At 63.5% G+C, this 16,308-nt stretch carries 12 protein-coding genes; 5 read left to right on the top strand and 7 right to left on the bottom strand.

Annotated features, from left to right (window positions below; genetic code table 11):
* The first annotated feature begins 17 nt into the window (after positions 1-17).
* Positions 18-1,202: a phenylacetate-CoA oxygenase subunit PaaI gene (locus M3P27_03115; GenBank protein ID MDP9267300.1), complete on the top strand. Its 1,185-nt coding sequence runs from the start codon at positions 18-20 to the stop codon at positions 1,200-1,202.
* Between the two features lie 14 nt (positions 1,203-1,216).
* Here the strand turns inward: M3P27_03115 and M3P27_03110 are convergent, their stop codons facing one another.
* From M3P27_03110 to M3P27_03100, 3 genes are read right to left on the bottom strand one after another with little or no spacing between them, the layout of a single operon-like run.
* On the bottom strand, positions 1,217-2,890 hold the full coding sequence (locus M3P27_03110) for an amidohydrolase (protein MDP9267299.1): 1,674 nt from the start codon (positions 2,888-2,890) through the stop codon (positions 1,217-1,219).
* Positions 2,891-2,894: 4 nt separating this feature from the next.
* Positions 2,895-3,752: an NAD(+)/NADH kinase gene (locus M3P27_03105; GenBank protein ID MDP9267298.1), complete on the bottom strand. Its 858-nt coding sequence runs from the start codon at positions 3,750-3,752 to the stop codon at positions 2,895-2,897.
* 25 nt (positions 3,753-3,777) lie between these two features.
* Positions 3,778-4,605: a TlyA family RNA methyltransferase gene (locus M3P27_03100; GenBank protein ID MDP9267297.1), complete on the bottom strand. Its 828-nt coding sequence runs from the start codon at positions 4,603-4,605 to the stop codon at positions 3,778-3,780.
* 313 nt (positions 4,606-4,918) lie between these two features.
* On the opposite strand from M3P27_03100, the gene M3P27_03095 reads away from it, so the two are divergent.
* Together M3P27_03095 and M3P27_03090 are read left to right on the top strand one after the other, a co-directional pair.
* Positions 4,919-6,082, top strand: a complete 1,164-nt coding sequence (locus M3P27_03095) for a thiamine pyrophosphate-dependent dehydrogenase E1 component subunit alpha (protein MDP9267296.1) — start codon at positions 4,919-4,921, stop codon at positions 6,080-6,082.
* 24 nt (positions 6,083-6,106) lie between these two features.
* Positions 6,107-7,093 carry an alpha-ketoacid dehydrogenase subunit beta gene (locus M3P27_03090; GenBank protein MDP9267295.1) on the top strand — a complete coding sequence of 329 codons (987 nt, stop codon included), beginning with the start codon at positions 6,107-6,109 and terminating at the stop codon, positions 7,091-7,093.
* Positions 7,094-7,137: 44 nt separating this feature from the next.
* Here M3P27_03090 and M3P27_03085 read toward each other — a convergent pair whose 3' ends face one another.
* Positions 7,138-9,408 (bottom strand): M28 family metallopeptidase, encoded by a 2,271-nt coding sequence (locus M3P27_03085; protein MDP9267294.1) that lies wholly within the window; start codon positions 9,406-9,408, stop codon positions 7,138-7,140.
* 257 nt (positions 9,409-9,665) lie between these two features.
* On the opposite strand from M3P27_03085, the gene M3P27_03080 reads away from it, so the two are divergent.
* A complete protein-coding gene (locus M3P27_03080) occupies positions 9,666-10,976 on the top strand; it encodes an aminotransferase class III-fold pyridoxal phosphate-dependent enzyme (GenBank protein MDP9267293.1) in 1,311 nt (436 codons plus the stop codon).
* A 21-nt stretch (positions 10,977-10,997) separates the two neighbouring features.
* Positions 10,998-13,238, top strand: coding sequence for a M28 family metallopeptidase (locus tag M3P27_03075; protein ID MDP9267292.1), 2,241 nt, complete (start codon positions 10,998-11,000; stop codon positions 13,236-13,238).
* A gap of 26 nt (positions 13,239-13,264) precedes the next feature.
* Here the strand turns inward: M3P27_03075 and M3P27_03070 are convergent, their stop codons facing one another.
* The 3 genes from M3P27_03070 to M3P27_03060 all read right to left on the bottom strand — a co-directional run.
* Positions 13,265-13,417 (bottom strand): hypothetical protein, encoded by a 153-nt coding sequence (locus tag M3P27_03070; GenBank protein MDP9267291.1) that lies wholly within the window; start codon positions 13,415-13,417, stop codon positions 13,265-13,267.
* 105 nt (positions 13,418-13,522) lie between these two features.
* Positions 13,523-14,821, bottom strand: a complete 1,299-nt coding sequence (lysA, locus tag M3P27_03065) for a diaminopimelate decarboxylase (GenBank protein ID MDP9267290.1) — start codon at positions 14,819-14,821, stop codon at positions 13,523-13,525.
* A gap of 53 nt (positions 14,822-14,874) precedes the next feature.
* Positions 14,875-16,308, bottom strand: a 1,434-nt coding sequence (locus M3P27_03060; protein ID MDP9267289.1) for a SpoIIE family protein phosphatase, incomplete at its 5' end; no start/stop codon positions are given.

Raw genomic sequence — 16,308 nt, 5'->3', positions numbered from 1 at the left:
CAAACCAAGAGGGAATCATGTCAGGTAAAGGTTTCAAGATCGGGACGTTCAGCGACTGGGTGGGTCTGTTCGACGATTGGCGCAAGGAAGTCGGCGTGGACCACGACGACATCAAGAGCTTCAAGTTCGACACGCTCTATGGCGCCATCGACACCAACGAGATCACCTTCGGCCACTACAAAGGACGGCCGAAGTGGGAGACGGTGCGCCAGATCCCTACGCAGAACATGCGCGACGCGCTGCTCAACATGATCGTCTACCAGGGCGACACCGAGTTTGCGTCCGTCGAACAGCAGCGCTGGCTCTTCCAGACCGCGCCCACCGAGTGGGACCGCCGCGCGCTCACCCGCGTGATGATCGAAGAGATGCGCCACGGCTGGCAGATGTGCGCCGTGCTCATCGACCACTTCGGACAGACCGGAAAAGTGGAAGCGCAGAAGATGCTCGAGCGGCGTGCGTTCGAGAACAAGCGCCTGCTCAACGCCTTCAACGAAGAAGTGGATAACTGGATGGACTTCTTCACCTACACCGACTTCGTCGATCGCGATGGCAAGTTCCAGCTGCAGATGCTGAAGTACTCCGCCTTCGCGCCGCTCGGACGCTCCACCTCTTACATGCTGCGCGAAGAGGCGTTCCACATGGGCACCGGCAATGACGGCCTGCGTCGTGTGGTCGAGGCCGGCATCATCCCGGCGTGGCTTATCCAGAAATATCTGAACAAATGGATATCCGAATCTTATGACCTCTTCGGCACCGATTCATCGTCATCCGCGCATTGGGCGTACGTCTGGGGATTGAAGGGACGCTATGACGAGCCGAGGAATGAGCACGCTCCCGATCTCGATGACATCAACGATTACAGTCGCAGCCTTTATCGTGACGAGGTCTCGGGACTAGTGCAGCGTTTCAACAGCTTGCTCGCGCCCGGAACCGCGCCGCTCTACGCGCCGGACATCAAGTTCAATCGCGCCATCGGGAAGTGGAAGGAACAGCGCTTCCATCCGCAGACCGGCGCGCCGGTGGATGAGACGGAGTACGCGCAGAAGTTGACCGAGTGGTTGCCGACGGCGGAAGACAAGAAGCTGCTGAAGGACATCATCGCCAACGAGCCGCGCTGGATCGCGCCGAAGGAAGGCGCGAAGGATCCACTGGCGTCGATCAGCGAACCGCGAAAGTCAGCGATCAACGTCAGCGCGAACTAGGCCGTCGTTCGCGTCTACTTGCGCTCGAAGACCACTTTCCCGCCAACGACGGTCAGGTCCACCTTCACGTCCTTGATCGCCTCGGGACGGATGGAAAAGATGTCGTCGCTCAACAGCACCACGTCGGCCAGCTTGCCCGGGGCGATGGTGCCTTTGTCCTTCTCCTGGAACTCAGCATAGGCCGAGCCGGTGGTGTAGGCCTCCACTGCTTCGCCAACCGTCAACTTCTGCTCCGGCAGCCAGCCGTTCGGATTCTTGCCATCTAAGGTCGCCCGCGTCACCGCGGCGTAGAGCGTCTGCATGGGATCGAGCGGCGCGACGTACCAGTCGGTGCCGAGTGCGAGTCGCACCCCGTGATCGAGGAAGGTGCGGAAAGCATAGGACGTCTTGATGCGCTCCGGGCCGATGCGTTTTTCCGCCCAGCGTCCGTCGTCGATGGTGTGGTAGGGCTGCACGCTCGCGATGACGCCGAGTTCGGCATAACGCTTGAAGTCTTTCGGCGCGATGTGTTGTGAGTGCTCAATACGCAATCGCCGGTCACGCGCGCCGTTGGCCTTCACCACGTCGCTGAAGATATCGAGGATCAGCGAGATGGCATTGTCGCCGATGGCGTGGATGCAGAGCTGTAGTCCCGCCTCGTCGGCCTTCATCAGGCGTCCGCGCATCGCGGTGATGGGATGCATTTCATCGGCGAGCAGGCCGCGCGTGTTGGGCGCGTCGGTGTAGGGCTCGAAGAAGTAGGCGGTGGTCGAACCGAGCGAGCCATCAGCAAAGCCCTTCACCGCGCCGAGGCGAAGATAGGCTGAGCCGAAGGCGCGCCGTATGCCGATCTTTGCCTGGTCTTTCCAGTCTGTCTCGAGCGGCGCGGCGTAGATGCGCGTGGTCAACTCGCCGCGCTCGGCGAACTCCATGTACGCGCGGAAGTCGTCGTAGGACGGATTCATGTCCTGCACGCTGGTGACGCCAAGCTGGGCTGCGTGCGCCAGCGCGCGTTTGATCGCCGCCGCGCGCTGCGGATGCGTGAGATCAGGGATGACCTTGTAGACCAGGTTCATCGCCGCGTCCTTGAGCACGCCGGTAGGATTCCCCTGCGCGTCGCGGACGATGGTCCCGCCTGGCGGATCGGGCGTCTTCGAGTTCACCTTCGCCAGACGCAGCGCGGCAGAGTTCGCCAGCGCCATGTGTCCGTCATAGCGATTCACGAAGACGGGCGTGGTCGGGGTGACGGCGTCGATCATACTTCTGGTGGGAAGCTGCGCGGGCGTCCAGCGCTGGTCGTCCCAGTCGCCGCCAATGATCCATTCGTTCGGACGTTGCTGCGCACGCTCGCCGATGCGTTTCGCGAACTCTTCCGGCGAGGCCGCGTCCTTCAGATCGACGCTATCGAGCTGCTGGCCGCCGCTGACGAAGTGGACGTGCGCGTCGTTGAAGCCGGGCAGCAGCAGATGTCCGCGCGCGTCGATGATCCTGGTTTCCGGTCCGCGCCAGGCGTCTATCTCGGCGGCAGAGCCCACGCCGACGATGCGCTCGCCGAGGATGGCCACCGCCTCTGCCCGCGGACGCTCCCTCTCCACCGTGTACACCTTGGCGTTGGTGATGATGGTGTCGGCGGCGGGATGCTGCGCGAACAGAGAAGTGGCGGCGAGGACGAAGGGCAGCAAGCGGGAGATACCCGTCTTTCGTGTCATCGCATCACCGCTCCCCCCACTTCAGTTTTGCCCGCAGCACATCGAAGAAACTGCGCTGCGGCAGGTGGAGCAATTGGATGGTGTGCTCCGACTTGTGACAGACGATGCGATCACCCTGGCGGAGTGGCCCTCCGGTCTGGCCGTCCACGGTGAGGTAGGCTTCTTCCTGCGGCTGCTGCACTTCGATCATGATCTCGGAGCGGTCAGGCACTACCAGCGGACGATTCGTCAGCGCATGGGGCGAAACCGGGGTGATGACGAAGGCGTCCACGTCGGGCGTGAGGATGGGCCCGCCGGCAGCGAGTGAGTACGCGGTCGAGCCGGTGGGGGTTGCGACGATCACGCCGTCGGCTTTGTAATTCGAGACGAACTGCTGATTCACATAGACGTCGAAATCCACCATGCGTGCCAGCGCGGCTTTGTTCACCACGATGTCGTTGAGCGCTTCGTAAGCGGCCACGCATTTGCCGCCGCGCACCAGTTGGCAGTGCAGCATGGCGCGCGCGTCGATCACGCACTGGTGGTGCGTGAGCGCGTCGAGCGTTGCTTCGAGCTCTTCGAGACGCACCTCGGTCAGGAATCCGAGCGAGCCGAGGTTCACTCCAAGAATAGGGATGCCAGCCTGTGATACCGAGCGCGCCGCCGCCAGCATGGTGCCATCTCCGCCCAACACGACGAGGAATTCCGGCTTGCGTCCAACGATCCCCTCGCGCGCCGCGCATTCCAGACCGCCCACCACGGCGCAGGTTTCGGCGTCTGCGAGCACGCCGTAGCCATTGGCTCTGAGCCACTGCACCAGCCGCGCCGCGACTTCCGCAAGTTGCGGCCGCCCGGGCTTCGAGATGATGGCAACGGTCTTCATTTGATCAGGACCATTTGCTCTTCGACTATTTGCTCTTCGCCTTGCTCTTCGATCTGCTATCCGGTTCGAACACGGCGTGCAAAAGGAACTCTTTGTTTCCTTCCGTCCCGGTGATGGGGGAATCGATGACCTCGATGCCGCCACCGCCGAGCGCTGCTACCGCGGCGCGCACGCGCTCGACCGCCGCCTGCTGCACCGTAACATCGCGCACGATGCCACCCTTACCCACATTCCCTTTGCCAGCCTCGAACTGCGGCTTCACCAGCACGACGGATTCGAACCGGGAAGCGCCGGCGATGCTCACGTCGACGTCGTTTACGTACTCCAGCTCGCGCACGCTCTCAACCACCGCGGGGAGCACGAGTGTAGCAGAGATAAAAGCGACGTCCAGGGCGAGGAAGGTGACCGCTGCGCCGGCCAGCGGACGCAGTCGCGCCGCCGTGAGATGCCGCGCATTCGTCCGCTCCAAGAGGCGGACACGCGCATCGTTGCGGAGAGCGGCGGCGATCTGTCCATAGCCGGTATCGATGGCGATGACGCGCTCCGCTCCGTGTTGCAGCATCGCGTCGGTAAAACCGCCGGTGGAAGCGCCCACGTCAAGACACGTCCTTCCGGCCAGCGCGATCTTCCAATGGGCGAGCGCGTGCTCCAGCTTCAGCCCGCCCCGGCTCACGTAGCGCAGGTCTTCGGCAAGCAGACGGATGGCCGCATCCTCATTCACGGCCGCCCCGGCTTTCTCGATCTTCTGCTCCTCCACCAGCACCTTGCCGGCGAGGATCAGCGCCTGCGCCCGTTCCCGGCTGGGGACGAGCCCACGGTCAACCAATAAGCGATCGAGTCGGAGTTTGGGCATTTGCTTTTGCTACCCGCGTAACGCTTACGCCAAGTTACGACATTGCCCACACATTGCCCACCCAGCGATGCACGGCCGGGGGTTTTGCGGTGACCACCGAGCGCTGACCACGGCAGAGTGCAAAGTGCTATCCCGTGGGCCAAGGCTGGGCCAGATAAGGGTAGACACCCTGTCATCCACAGCATTATCCACCGCTCTGTGGATACGGTTTGGCCCTGAACCTGAGTCAGCCCAACGGCGTTCGCCGGTTAACTTTGAAGGCACATCGGCTTGCGGGTGTGCGCTACAATATGGGGTTTCCGAGGCACATATCATGGCTACTAAGACAAAGGACCGGCCTGCGCCCGCGGCGCAAGCGAACCAAGCCCCCAGCAGCCAAGGAAGTAACCCAGGGAAGGCTCCGACTGCGGCGCCCGCCGCCAAGCCGCAGGGCAATGGCGCAGCTCCGCTGAACCCGGAGATCCTCAAGCGCCTTTACTACTACATGGTGAAGTGTCGCATGGTGGAAGAGCGCGCGCGCACGCTGTTCAAGCAAGGCAAGTTTGCCGGCAACTACTACGCTGCCGTCGGCCAGGAAGCGACCGAGGTGGGCACCACCATCGACCTCGAAAAAGACGACTACATCGCTCCCTCGCATCGCAACTTCGTCACCAACATCATGAAGGGGACGCCGCTCGAGCGCATGTATGCGCAGCTCTATGCGCGCAAGACCTCGCCCGACCAGGGACGCTCCAGCCCGGCGCACTGCGGGTACGCCGAGACGCACGTCATCACGCCCTCGTCGACCATCGCGGCGCAGTTGAACATCGGCACCGGCGTGGCGCTCGCTTTCCAACTGGAGAAGAAGCCCAACATCGTGGTCGCGCTCTCCGGTGACGGCTCCACCTCGCTCGGTTTCTGGCACGAGGCATTGAACTTCGCCGGCGTGCGCAAGCTTCCCATCGTCTACATCGTGGAGAACAACCGCTACGCTGAGTCGGTGAACATCAAGTATCAAACGGCGGTCGAAGACCTGAGCGTGAAAGCGACGGCCTACGGTTTCCCCGGCATCACCGTGGACGGTAACGACGTGGTCGCGGTCTATCGCGTCGCGCGCGAGGCTATCCGCCGGGCTCGCGAAGGTAATGGTCCCACACTCATCGAGTGCAAGACCTATCGCTGGTACGGACACTCCGAGATCGATCCCGCCAAGTATCGCGAGCCAGCCGAACTGGAAGCGTGGAAGGCGAAGGATCCCATCCCCGCGATGGAGCGGTATCTCAAGAGCCAGAACCTGTGGGCGGACGAGTGGAAGCAGAAGATCTCCGAAGAGATCACGGCAGAGATCGAGAAAGCGGTCGAGTTCGCCGACAAGTCGCCGTATCCCGAGCCGGAAGAGGCGCTCGACCACGTGTACTCGTTCTCCATCCGCGATCGCGAGCTGAACCGCAAGTCGTGGACCTTCCGCGATGCGGTGGCTTCGCCCGCCAACAAATAGCTCAGGTAGCGCAGGATAAGAAAAATGGCACTCACCACATACATCGACGCGATCACGCAAGGGCTGCGCGAAGAGATGCTGCGCGATCCCAAAGTCTTCATCATCGGAGAAGACGTGGGCGTGATGGGCGGCGTCTTCAAGGCGACCAAGGGACTGTACGAAGAATTCGGTCCCGACCGGGTCATCGATTCGCCGCTTGCCGAGGGCATCATCGTCAGCTCCGCCATCGGCGCGGCCATGGCCGGCATGCGTCCCTGCCCGGAGATCCAGTTCACCGATTTCATCACCCCAGCGATGGACGCCATCGTCGAGCAAGCCGCAAAACTGCGTTACCGCTCTGCCGGCACGCAGACTTGTCCGCTCACGCTGCGCGTTTGCTACGGCGGCGGCGTTGGCGGCGGGCTCTATCACTCACAGACCAACACCACCTGGTTCGCACACGAGCCGGGACTCGTGGTGCTTGCGCCCGGAACCGTCTATGACGCGAAGGGCATGCTCAAGGCCGCCATCCGCGACGACAATCCCGTCGTCTTCTTCGAGCACAAGAAGCTCTACCGTTCGATCAAGGAAGACCTCCCCGAAGACGAATACGTTGCCGACATCTACAAGGCCGCCATCCGCCGCGAGGGCAAAGACATCACCGCGGTCTCTTACGGATACACCCTGCAGCTCACGCTGCAGGCGGCGGAGAAGATGAAAGAAGAGCACGGCGTGGACGTGGAAGTGGTCGACCTGCGGGTGCTGAATCCGCTGGATAAGGACACCGTGCTGGCCTCGGTCGCGAAGACCAACCGCGCCGTGATCGTGCATGAAGATCACCGCACGCTGGGCATCGGTGCGGAGATATCCGCGTTTCTCGCGGAAGAAGCTTTTGATTGCCTGGATGCGCCTATCGTTCGCGTGACCGCGCCCGATATCCCGGCCATCCCGTTCTCGGCGCCGCTGGAAAAGTTTTACATGCCCAGCGTCGAGAAGATCGTCACCGCGCTCGAGCGGACGATCGAATACTAGCCGGGCATGAGCCGTGCAACCGGCTCGTCATCGTTCTCCGCCTGTTACTGTGCAGCCTTCTCGAGGACGGCGGAAGCCGCATCGATGGCGGCGGCTGTATCCTCAAACGTCTTCGCGACCTTGGGGATAGCCGCCTCAGCCTGCTTGTACTTGCGCTCCTCGAGCGGCTCACGGATGGCCGCCAGCGTCTTCACGCCGTAGCCGGTGTAGACCCCGGGAGTGTAGATCTGATGCTTGTACCATGGACGCCCGGGCAGGCCTTCCGGCACGATCATGGCGCGCTCGGTGAGGATGAGCTTGGCATTCAGCTCGCGTGCGGTCGCCGCCGGCAAGACCAGGTCGCCATTCTTCTCCGCCTTTTCCATGGCCTTGCGATAGCGTTCGGCGCTGCGGGTAAGCGTCTCGAGCGCGTTCTGCAGGGGCGCGAAGTTGAGGAATGGCGGACGCTCGAGAGCAGGCGGCGGCAGCAACGGCTCCTTCGGGTCGCTCATCGCCGTGTACACGCCTTCCTCCAGTCGCTTGGCACGCTCCTCGGCCTCCTCCTGCTTGTCTTTCAACAGCTTCTGCAACTCGTCGACATATTTCTTGACCGTGTTGGCGAAGTTGGTGAAGTCGTAAGGCAGCACCTCGGCGTCGGCGAGCCGCATCACGGCGGTGCCGGCGGTCTGCGAGAGCGCGCGACCGTACGCGAAATCGGTGTCGGCGTAATGCGTGAACCAGTGAAAGTCGTCGTAGATGGAGTGGTAGACGCCAGCCTCATCCTCGCTGCCGTACTCCATCGCCAGGGATGAGACGCCGATGTGGTCGAGAAAGGGAGAGTAATCCGACCCGTCACCGAGCGCATCGATGCGCAAGTCTTCGCGTTCGCGGATCTCCTTGCGCTCGTCGGAAGTCTTGGCGTCATCGATGCGCCACATCTGGTCGCGCTTCCACACCGAGATCTTCTTTTCCGGATCCTGGATGTCGCGCTCCACGCCGTTGGCGAATTTTTCCAAGCTATGCGAACCACCCACGTAGAGGAATCCGCGTCCGTTGGAATCGCTGTTGATGTAGACCACGGCGTGCTGGCGCAGCTCGTCCGCGTGCGTCTCCACCCATTCGGTGGAGCCGAGCAAGCCGGGCTCCTCGCCATCCCACGCGGCGTAGATGATGGTGCGCTTGGGCTGCCAGCCCTGCTTGCGCAGTTCGCCCAGCGCGCGCGCTTCCTCTAAGAGCGCGACCAGGCCGGAGATGGGATCGTCTGCGCCGTTCACCCAAGCGTCATGATGATTGCCGCGTAGGATCCATTCGTCAGGAGACTCCGCGCCCGGGATCTTCGCGATCACGTCGTAGATCGGTTTGGTGTCCCAGTTGAACTTGGCCTTGAGGTGCACCTTCGCCGCGCCCGGGCCGATGTGGTAGGTGATGGGCAAGCTGCCGCGCCAGCCTTCGGGAGCCACGCGCCCGGTGATGGCCGCGAGCAACGGTTGCGCGTCAGCGTAAGAAAGCGGCAGGACGGGGATCTTGACGATGGTCTTCGCATCCTGGAGCGCGAGCCGTTTCGCACCCGGCACCGAGCCGATCCCGGGGGTGAGCGGATCGCCGGGATACTGCGTGTCGGTGACGGCGCCGCGCTGCACGCCCTGGCTCGGCCGCAGTCCGCCGTTGGGATACACGTCGCCGTCGGAGTAGCCATCCTGCTGCGGGTCGGAGTAGAGCAAACATCCGACCGCGCCGTGCTCGTACGCCACCTTGGGCTTGATGCCACGCCAGGCATGGCCATAGCGCGCGATCACGATGGCGCCCTTCACCGAGATGCCCATGCGATCTAGCATCTCGTAGTCCTCGCGCAGGCCGAAGTTCACGTAGACCAGCGGCGCGGTAACGTCGCCATCGCCGGAGTACGCGTTGTAGGTAGGCAGTTGCAAGGCTTGCTGGCTCGAGGTGGGATCGCCGGGCACAGGCGGCTCCTGCAGCTTGGCGACGAACTTTGTCGGTGCGACCAACTCGACGACCCGCTCTTTCGGCGTCGGGAAGAGCACGTCGAAGGTCTCGATGTGCGCATCCCAGCCCCATTCCTTGAAGCGCGCGAGGATCCACTCGGCATTGTCTTTGTCGTAGGGCGAGCCCACGTGATGAGGCTGCGCGGTCAGGCGCTGCATATAGGCGCGCAGGTTCTCCGGCTGCGGGAGCGCGCGAAACTTTTCCTCCCACTCGCGCTCTTTGGCGGATGCGGCGGCGGAATATCCTGCCAGCCGGGGCGTGGGCTGGTCGGGTGTGGCCGCCAGCGAGACGAGACATACCAGCACAACAAGGATGATGCCGAGCTTACGCATTGGGGGACTCCAGTGTGGTGAGACCGCCGACGAGCCCGCGGATTATAGCCGCAACCATGAGTTCCGAACCAGACGACGCTGAACCAGTCGGGCGTCGCTACTTGCCGCGCGCGCTTTGAGGCATTGTGCTTTGAGGCGTTGCTTTGACACTTGGCGGCGTGGCACCGCATAATTCCGTCCCCATGTCCAACAGCACGCCTACGGCGGCCTCCCGGACAGAAAACTTTCCTCGCTCATTCTCGAAAGCGTATCCGGTAGTGAGCCGCGGCGAAGGCGTCTTCCTGTTTGACGACGCCGGGACCCGGTATCTCGACTTTTCGGGCAGCGCGGCGGTGAACTTTGTGGGACATGGCGACGCCAACATCGCCCGCGCCATGGCGGAGCAGGCCGCACGCCTGGAATTCGCCCACACCAGCCAGTTCACCACGCCGGTTGCCGAGGAGTTCGCGCGTGAGCTGCTGGATTTTGCCGGCGAAGGTTTTCGCGGCGGCTGCGTGTATTTCACCAGCGGCGGCTCCGAGGCGGTAGAGAGCGCGCTGAAACTGGCGCGGCAATATCAGGTCGAGATCGGCCAGGGACGTCGCGCCGCCATCCTCAGCCGCAAGCAGGCCTACCACGGAGCGACGCTCGGCGCGCTGGCGGTCAGTGGCAACCGGCGGCGCCGCGAGATGTACTTGCCGATGGTGCGGACATTCGAGCAGGTCGCGATCCCATACTGCTATCGCTGCGCATACGCCTGCGCTGATGGTTGCGTGGCTTGCGGCCAGCGCTACGCTGACGAGCTGGCTGGGTTGCTCGCGCGCTCCGGCAACGAAGCAGCCGCCTTCATCTTCGAGCCGGTAAGCGGCGCGACGCTGGGCGCGGCGGTCCCGCCCGCCGGCTACCTGAAGGCCGTTGCCGAGACTTGCGCTCGCCATGGCGTGCTGACCATCGCGGACGAAGTGATGACCGGCATGGGCCGCACCGGACGCAACTTTGCGGTGGAACATTGGGGAGCTGACCTGCGGCCTGACATTCTCGTGACCGCGAAAGGCATCGCCAGCGGCTACGCGCCGCTCGGCGCGGTGCTCGTCACCAGGAAAGTAGTGGATGCGATCGCGCGCGGCTCGGGCGCGTTCGTCCATGGACTCACTTACAACGCGCATCCGGTCGCACTTGCGGCGGGGCGCGCGGTGCTGGGCCGCATCCGGAATGAGCGGCTGGTCCATGCGGCGGATTCCGCCGAGGTACAGACCGCCGGAGCCGTGATGAAGTCCGAGTTACAGCGGCTTGCGGAGCACGCGAGTGTGGGTGACGTTCGCGGCATCGGGCTGCTCTGGGGCGTGGAGTTTGTTGCCGACAAGAAGACGAAGCAGGCTTTTGCTGTGGAGAAGCAATTCGCGGGCCAGGTGGCGGCCGCCGCATTCCGCCGCGGGCTGCTCGTCTATCCCATGCAAGGCTGCGTGGACGGCCTCGCGGGCGATCACCTCTTGCTCGCGCCCCCGGCTGTCATCAGCAACGAGCAGATCGCTTGGGCGGTTGGGCAGTTGTCCGACGCGGTTGTTGAAACTGAGAAGATGGGAAGCTGAACAGCCCGACTTCGGAGGCGCATGATGCAAAGCGGTGTGCAGATCGGTGTGCGGATGACGGTCCTCAGCAGAACAGTGTGCGGTTCGTTCCTGCTACCGCTGGCGGCAGTGGGCGTGATGGCTTTGCATGCGCAGCAGAGCGCCAGTGCTCCGCCTTCGGCACCGCCGGCGGAGGTCAACGCCAAGATCATGGGATTCGGCGCTCAGGCGGCCGCCGCCGAGGCCGGCGTGGAAACGAAGTTCAAGGCGATGATCTCGCCCGAAAAGGCTCGCGAGTTCCATCGCGAGTTCACCGCCGAGCCGCATCCAGCGGGCTCGGCGCGCAACAATGAGCTGGCGAAGTACATTGCCGAAACGTGGATGAAGCAGGGCCTGGAAGACGTGGTCATCCATCGCTACGACGTGCTCAACTCGTCGCCGCGCGAAGTCGCGCTCGAAATGGTCTCCCCCATCCAGTACAAGGCCACGCTGCGCGAAGCGGCGTACGCGATTGATCCTGACACCGCCAACCCGCGTGTGAGTCCCGGCTACAGCGGGATGTCCACCTCGGGCGAGGTGACCGCGCCCATCGTCTATGCGCACAGTGGGAATCCGGAAGACTACGCGATGCTGAAACAGAAGGGCATCAGTGTGCGCGGCAAGGTCGTGCTGGTGCGCTATTCGAATCCCTACAGCTATCGCGGATTCAAAGCGCTCACCGCGGAGCGCGAAGGCGCGGCCGCTATCCTTATATATTCCGATCCCGCCGAGGATGGCTACAAGCGTGGCAAGGTCTTTCCGGAAGGCCCGTGGGGACCGGAGACGCACATCCAGCGCGGCGCCATCACCTATGACTTCATCGTGCCCGGTGACCCGCTCACGCCGGGATGGGCGTCGGTGGCGGGAGCAAAGCGCATTCAACCTGCGGAAGCGCAGTCGTTGCCAAAGATCATGGCGCTGCCACTCTCCTGGCACGATGCCAAGCCGCTGCTCGAGAATATGGGCGGTCCGAAGGCGCCGAGGGAATGGGGTGGCGGCCTGCCCATCACCTATCGACTGGGTGGGGAAGGGCGCGTCCACCTGAAGATCGACATGGACACCAGCGTGAAGCCCAACTACGTGGTGGAGGGACGCGTGCGCGGCAGCGAGCTTCCCGACGAATGGGTGCTGCTCGGCAACCATCGCGATGCCTGGGAGTTTGGCGGCGTGGACCCGAGCAGCGGCACCGCTTCGATGATGGAGATGACGCGTGCCTTCGGCGACCTGCTGCGCCAAGGCGTCCGTCCGCGCCGCACCTTGATCTTTTGCAGTTGGGATGGCGAAGAGGTCGGGCTTACGGGTTCTACCGAATGGGGCGAGGAGTTTGCCGAGCAGCTCAAGCAGAGTCTCGTGGCCTACTTGAATGTGGATTCTTCCACCTCCGGCCCCAACTTCGAGGGCAGCGCGGTGGGCTCGCTGGCGCCGATGCTGGTCGAGACTTCGAAGTCCTTGTCCGACCCTTCGGGAAGATCGCTGTACCAAGCCTGGCGCGGATCCGCCACACGCTCGCGGCAGGAAGGCAAGAACAAGCTGCCGGTGGCGGACGCAAACCTGGTGGACACCCGCATCGGCAGCGGCTCCGACCACACTGTCTTCCTCAACCACCTCGGGCGTCCCACCATGCTGCTGAGCTTCGACGGACCCTACGGCGTCTATCACTCGATGTATGACGACTATTACTGGATGAATCACTTTGGCGATCCCGGATATCGCTACCACGCGCTCATGTCGCAACTATGGGGCGTGCTGGCACTACGGCTCGCCAACAGTGAGCTGCAGCCCTTCGATTTCTCCGTTTCCGCTAAGACCATCGGCGATTGGCTGAAAGAGATCGAAGCCAAGAAGGGCGCGCGCGGCCACGTGGATGTTCGCGGAGCGCTGAAGCACGCGGCAGCATTCGAAGCGGCCGGGCGTGAGCTCGATGCCGCAGCTGCGGCAGCGCTGGCACGCGGTGCGGACCGGAAGGCTCTCGACCGGGTGAACGCACAGATGATGGAGGTCGAGGCGAGCTGGCTCAACCCCGCCGGCATCCCCGGGCGTCCCTGGTTCAAACACATGCTCTATGCCGCGCGCTACACCTATGCTCACCTCGAGCTGCCCGGCATCACGGAAGCGGTGGAGAAAGGTGATTGGAAGGTAGCGCAGGAGCAGGTCCGCATCCTGGAGAGCGCGCTCGAGAAGAACACCGCGCTGCTTCGGCAGGCGCGTGCGGATCTGGAGAAGATCCCGGCGGGAGCAAAGTGACGCGGTGCGCCGCGGGAACGGGGCGTCTATTTGTCGACCGGCTGGAACAGACGGAAGAGCCAGAAGCGCGCTTCCAGTTCGCACTTCTTCGAGCAGAACGTTTGTTGGTCGCGAGCATGACTCGCCTCGGCGTGATAATCCGACTTACACCAGGTGCAGTCAGTGGTGGTGGCTTCCATGGCATGCCTTCCGCGGGGGTTTGGGGCAGAGTAGAGGAAGGTATACGCAGGAGCAATCAGGTTGAGTGCCTAGTACCGAATTAAGGGAGTACCGGGTTAGGAACTCTAGCGTTCCGGCCGCAGCAGGTCGTCGAGCGTCTCGCGCCGGCGGATGAGCTGGGCGCGGCGCCCGTCTACCAGCACCTCGGCAGCCCGCGGGCGCGTGTTGTAGTTCGAGGCCAGCGCCATCCCGTAAGCCCCAGCATCGAGGATGGCGAGCAGGTCGCCAGGCTCCGGATCGGCGAGGGCGCGGTCGCGGGCGAAGAAGTCTCCCGTCTCGCAGACGGGTCCCACCACATCGAAGCTCTGTGCAGCTGAGCCGCCTCGCCGGGTGGCCGGGACGATCTCGTGATACGCCCCGTAGAGCGCGGGTCGGATGAGGTCGTTCATCGCGGCGTCGGTGATCACAAAGCGCTTGGCGCCATTCTGCTTGCGATACAGGACGCGGGTGAGCAGCACGCCGGCCGGTCCGATGAGCGACCGTCCTGGTTCAAGTAATAGATGAAGGTTTAGCCCGCGAAGCGGCTCAACCACTGCACTTGCATAGGCGGGTATCCGGTCTCCGAAAACCTCGTCCGGCTCGCCGAGAGGGGCGTCGCCCGGCTGCTGCGGGTGCTGATAGTCGATGCCCAGTCCGCCACCGGCGTCGGCATAGGCGATGCGATGGCCGTCGCCACGCAGCTCGCGGACTAGTTCGGCGACCCGCTCCATCGTCGCACGGAAGGGCGCCATATCGGTGATCTGTGAGCCGATGTGGACGCTCACGCCCGCGGGCTCGAGATACTTCTGCTGCGCGGCCTGGCGATAGAGCCGCCTTGCCTCGCCGATGGCGACGCCGAATTTGTGCTCGCGCAGCCCGGTCGAGATGTACGGATGCGTCGCGGCGGGAACGTCGGGGTTCACCCGCAGGGCGATGCGCGCCACGCGCTTCCGCTTGCTCGCGCACGCAGCCAGCAGCTCGAGCTCAGCCTCGCTCTCCACGTTGAAGAGCAGGATGCCGGCGCGGAGCGCTGCGTCGAGCTCGTCTTCTCGCTTGCCCACACCGGAGAAGACGGTCTGCTTCAATCTCGACTTCGCTGCCCGCGCCACACGATAGAGCTCACCGCCCGAGACTACGTCGAATCCGGCGCCCAGCTGCGCTAGCAGCTTCAGCAGGCTGAGGTTCGAGTTCGCTTTGACGGAGTAGCAGATGGTGTGCGCGACCACGCCGGCACGGCGTGCCGGCTTGAATGCCTGGTCGAATGCGCGATAACGCGCACGGATGGCCGCGGCGGAGTAGACATAGAGTGGCGTGCCGTACTTGCGTGCGAGCGTGTCGAGCGGCAGGGAATCGCAATGCAGCGCGTCTTTGCGGTAGCGGAACATTGAGCTGACAGAAGCTCGGGCGGACATCTTACCAGTCGCGAGTGCGGCGTAGACTAACCGGTGATCTTCACCACCACCACCGTCTCATCGTCGAACGGATCGGTGCCGACCGAGAACGCGTTCACTGCGTCGAAGATGGCGGCAACGATATCGTTGGCGGAGCGTTCCCAGTTCGCGATCACCACGTCATGCACGCGATGCCGCCCGAAAGTGGTATCCGCTTCGTTCGCGGCATCGATGATCCCGTCCGACAAAAACACGAAGACGTCGCCTGCTACCGCCGGGACGCGCACCTCGTCATAGGTCACATCGCGGAACAGGCCGAGCGGCAGCCCGCTCACTTCCACGATCTCGGTCTTGCCTTCATGGCAGAAGATAGGCCGCGGCAATCCCGAGTTCGAGATCAGCATCGAGTTCGAGCGCTCATCCCAGAGCGCATAGATCAGGGATAGGTACTGCGCCTCGACCGGGCGGTCTTGCAACGAAGAGTTCATCGCCGCCAGCATCTGCGCGGGATTCAACTCGAGCGCGGCATGCGAGCGCAGCAGGCCTCCGGCGAGCGCGGCGTAAAGGGCAGCGGGCGCACCCTTGCCACTCACGTCTCCCACGGCGATCGCGGTACGCCTGCCGGCGTAGCGCGCGAAGTCGTACATATCGCCACCCAATTCGCGCGCCGGGACGAACCGTGCCGCTACCTCCGCGTTGGGGATACTCGGCACCCCAGCCGGCAGCAGCCGGAACTGGATCTCGCGCGCCATGGCGAGGTCACGCTCGAGACGCTGCTCTTCTTTCTCGATGCGCTGGTAGAGACGAGCATTCTCCACCGCGACCGCGATCTGCGCGGCCAGCGTGCTGATTGTCCGCATGTGGTCTTCGGTGAAGTATCCGCGGCGCGTGTGCTCGAGGTCGAGCACACCGATCACCTTCTCCTTGTACTTCATGGGGACGCACAGCTCCGACTTGGTCTCCGGGTTCACGGCGACGTAGCGCGGGTCTTTGGAGACATCGGGTACCAGCACCGGCACCGCTTTTTCCGCGGCATAGCCGACCAGTCCCACGCCCAGCGGGATGTCGTGCTTCAGGTGGATGCTCTGTTTGAAGCGCAGGGAGAAGCGATGCTCGAGCTTGGTGCCGGTCGAGTCGAGCAGCAGGATGGAGAACATCTGGTAGTCGATCAGGCGGTTCAGCGACTCGGCCGTGCGTTTGAACAGCATGTCTAGATCGAGGATGGAGGTGAGGTCGCGAGCGATCTCGTTGAGCACTTCGAGCGTTTGGGCCTGGCGCGCGACGCGGGTGTAGAGCCGCGCGTTCTCGATGCCCGAGGCGATACGCGAGGCCACCAGCGAGAGCATGCGCGCGTGCTCTTCCGTGAAATAGCTAAGCTTGGTTGACTGGATGTCGAGCACGCCGATCACACGATTCTTCACGATCATGGGCACGGCAAGCTCGGAGCGCACGTCGGGATGCGCGTTGATGTAGTTGGCGAC

The sequence above is a fragment of the Acidobacteriota bacterium genome, from assembly GCA_030774055.1.
GTDB lineage: Bacteria > Acidobacteriota > Terriglobia > Terriglobales > Acidobacteriaceae > JACPNR01.
Note: the sequence above shows the minus strand (reverse complement) of the source record. Positions and strands in the feature narration are given on the sequence as shown.

Coding starts and splice junctions, on each gene's coding strand:
- M3P27_03115 (MDP9267300.1), top strand. CDS start 18: ATGTCAGGTAAAGGTTTCAAGATCGGGACGTTCAGCGACTGGGTGGGT.
- M3P27_03110 (MDP9267299.1), bottom strand. CDS start 2,890: ATGACACGAAAGACGGGTATCTCCCGCTTGCTGCCCTTCGTCCTCGCC.
- M3P27_03105 (MDP9267298.1), bottom strand. CDS start 3,752: ATGAAGACCGTTGCCATCATCTCGAAGCCCGGGCGGCCGCAACTTGCG.
- M3P27_03100 (MDP9267297.1), bottom strand. CDS start 4,605: ATGCCCAAACTCCGACTCGATCGCTTATTGGTTGACCGTGGGCTCGTC.
- M3P27_03095 (MDP9267296.1), top strand. CDS start 4,919: ATGGCTACTAAGACAAAGGACCGGCCTGCGCCCGCGGCGCAAGCGAAC.
- M3P27_03090 (MDP9267295.1), top strand. CDS start 6,107: ATGGCACTCACCACATACATCGACGCGATCACGCAAGGGCTGCGCGAA.
- M3P27_03085 (MDP9267294.1), bottom strand. CDS start 9,408: ATGCGTAAGCTCGGCATCATCCTTGTTGTGCTGGTATGTCTCGTCTCG.
- M3P27_03075 (MDP9267292.1), top strand. CDS start 10,998: ATGATGCAAAGCGGTGTGCAGATCGGTGTGCGGATGACGGTCCTCAGC.
- M3P27_03070 (MDP9267291.1), bottom strand. CDS start 13,417: ATGGAAGCCACCACCACTGACTGCACCTGGTGTAAGTCGGATTATCAC.
- lysA (MDP9267290.1), bottom strand. CDS start 14,821: ATGTTCCGCTACCGCAAAGACGCGCTGCATTGCGATTCCCTGCCGCTC.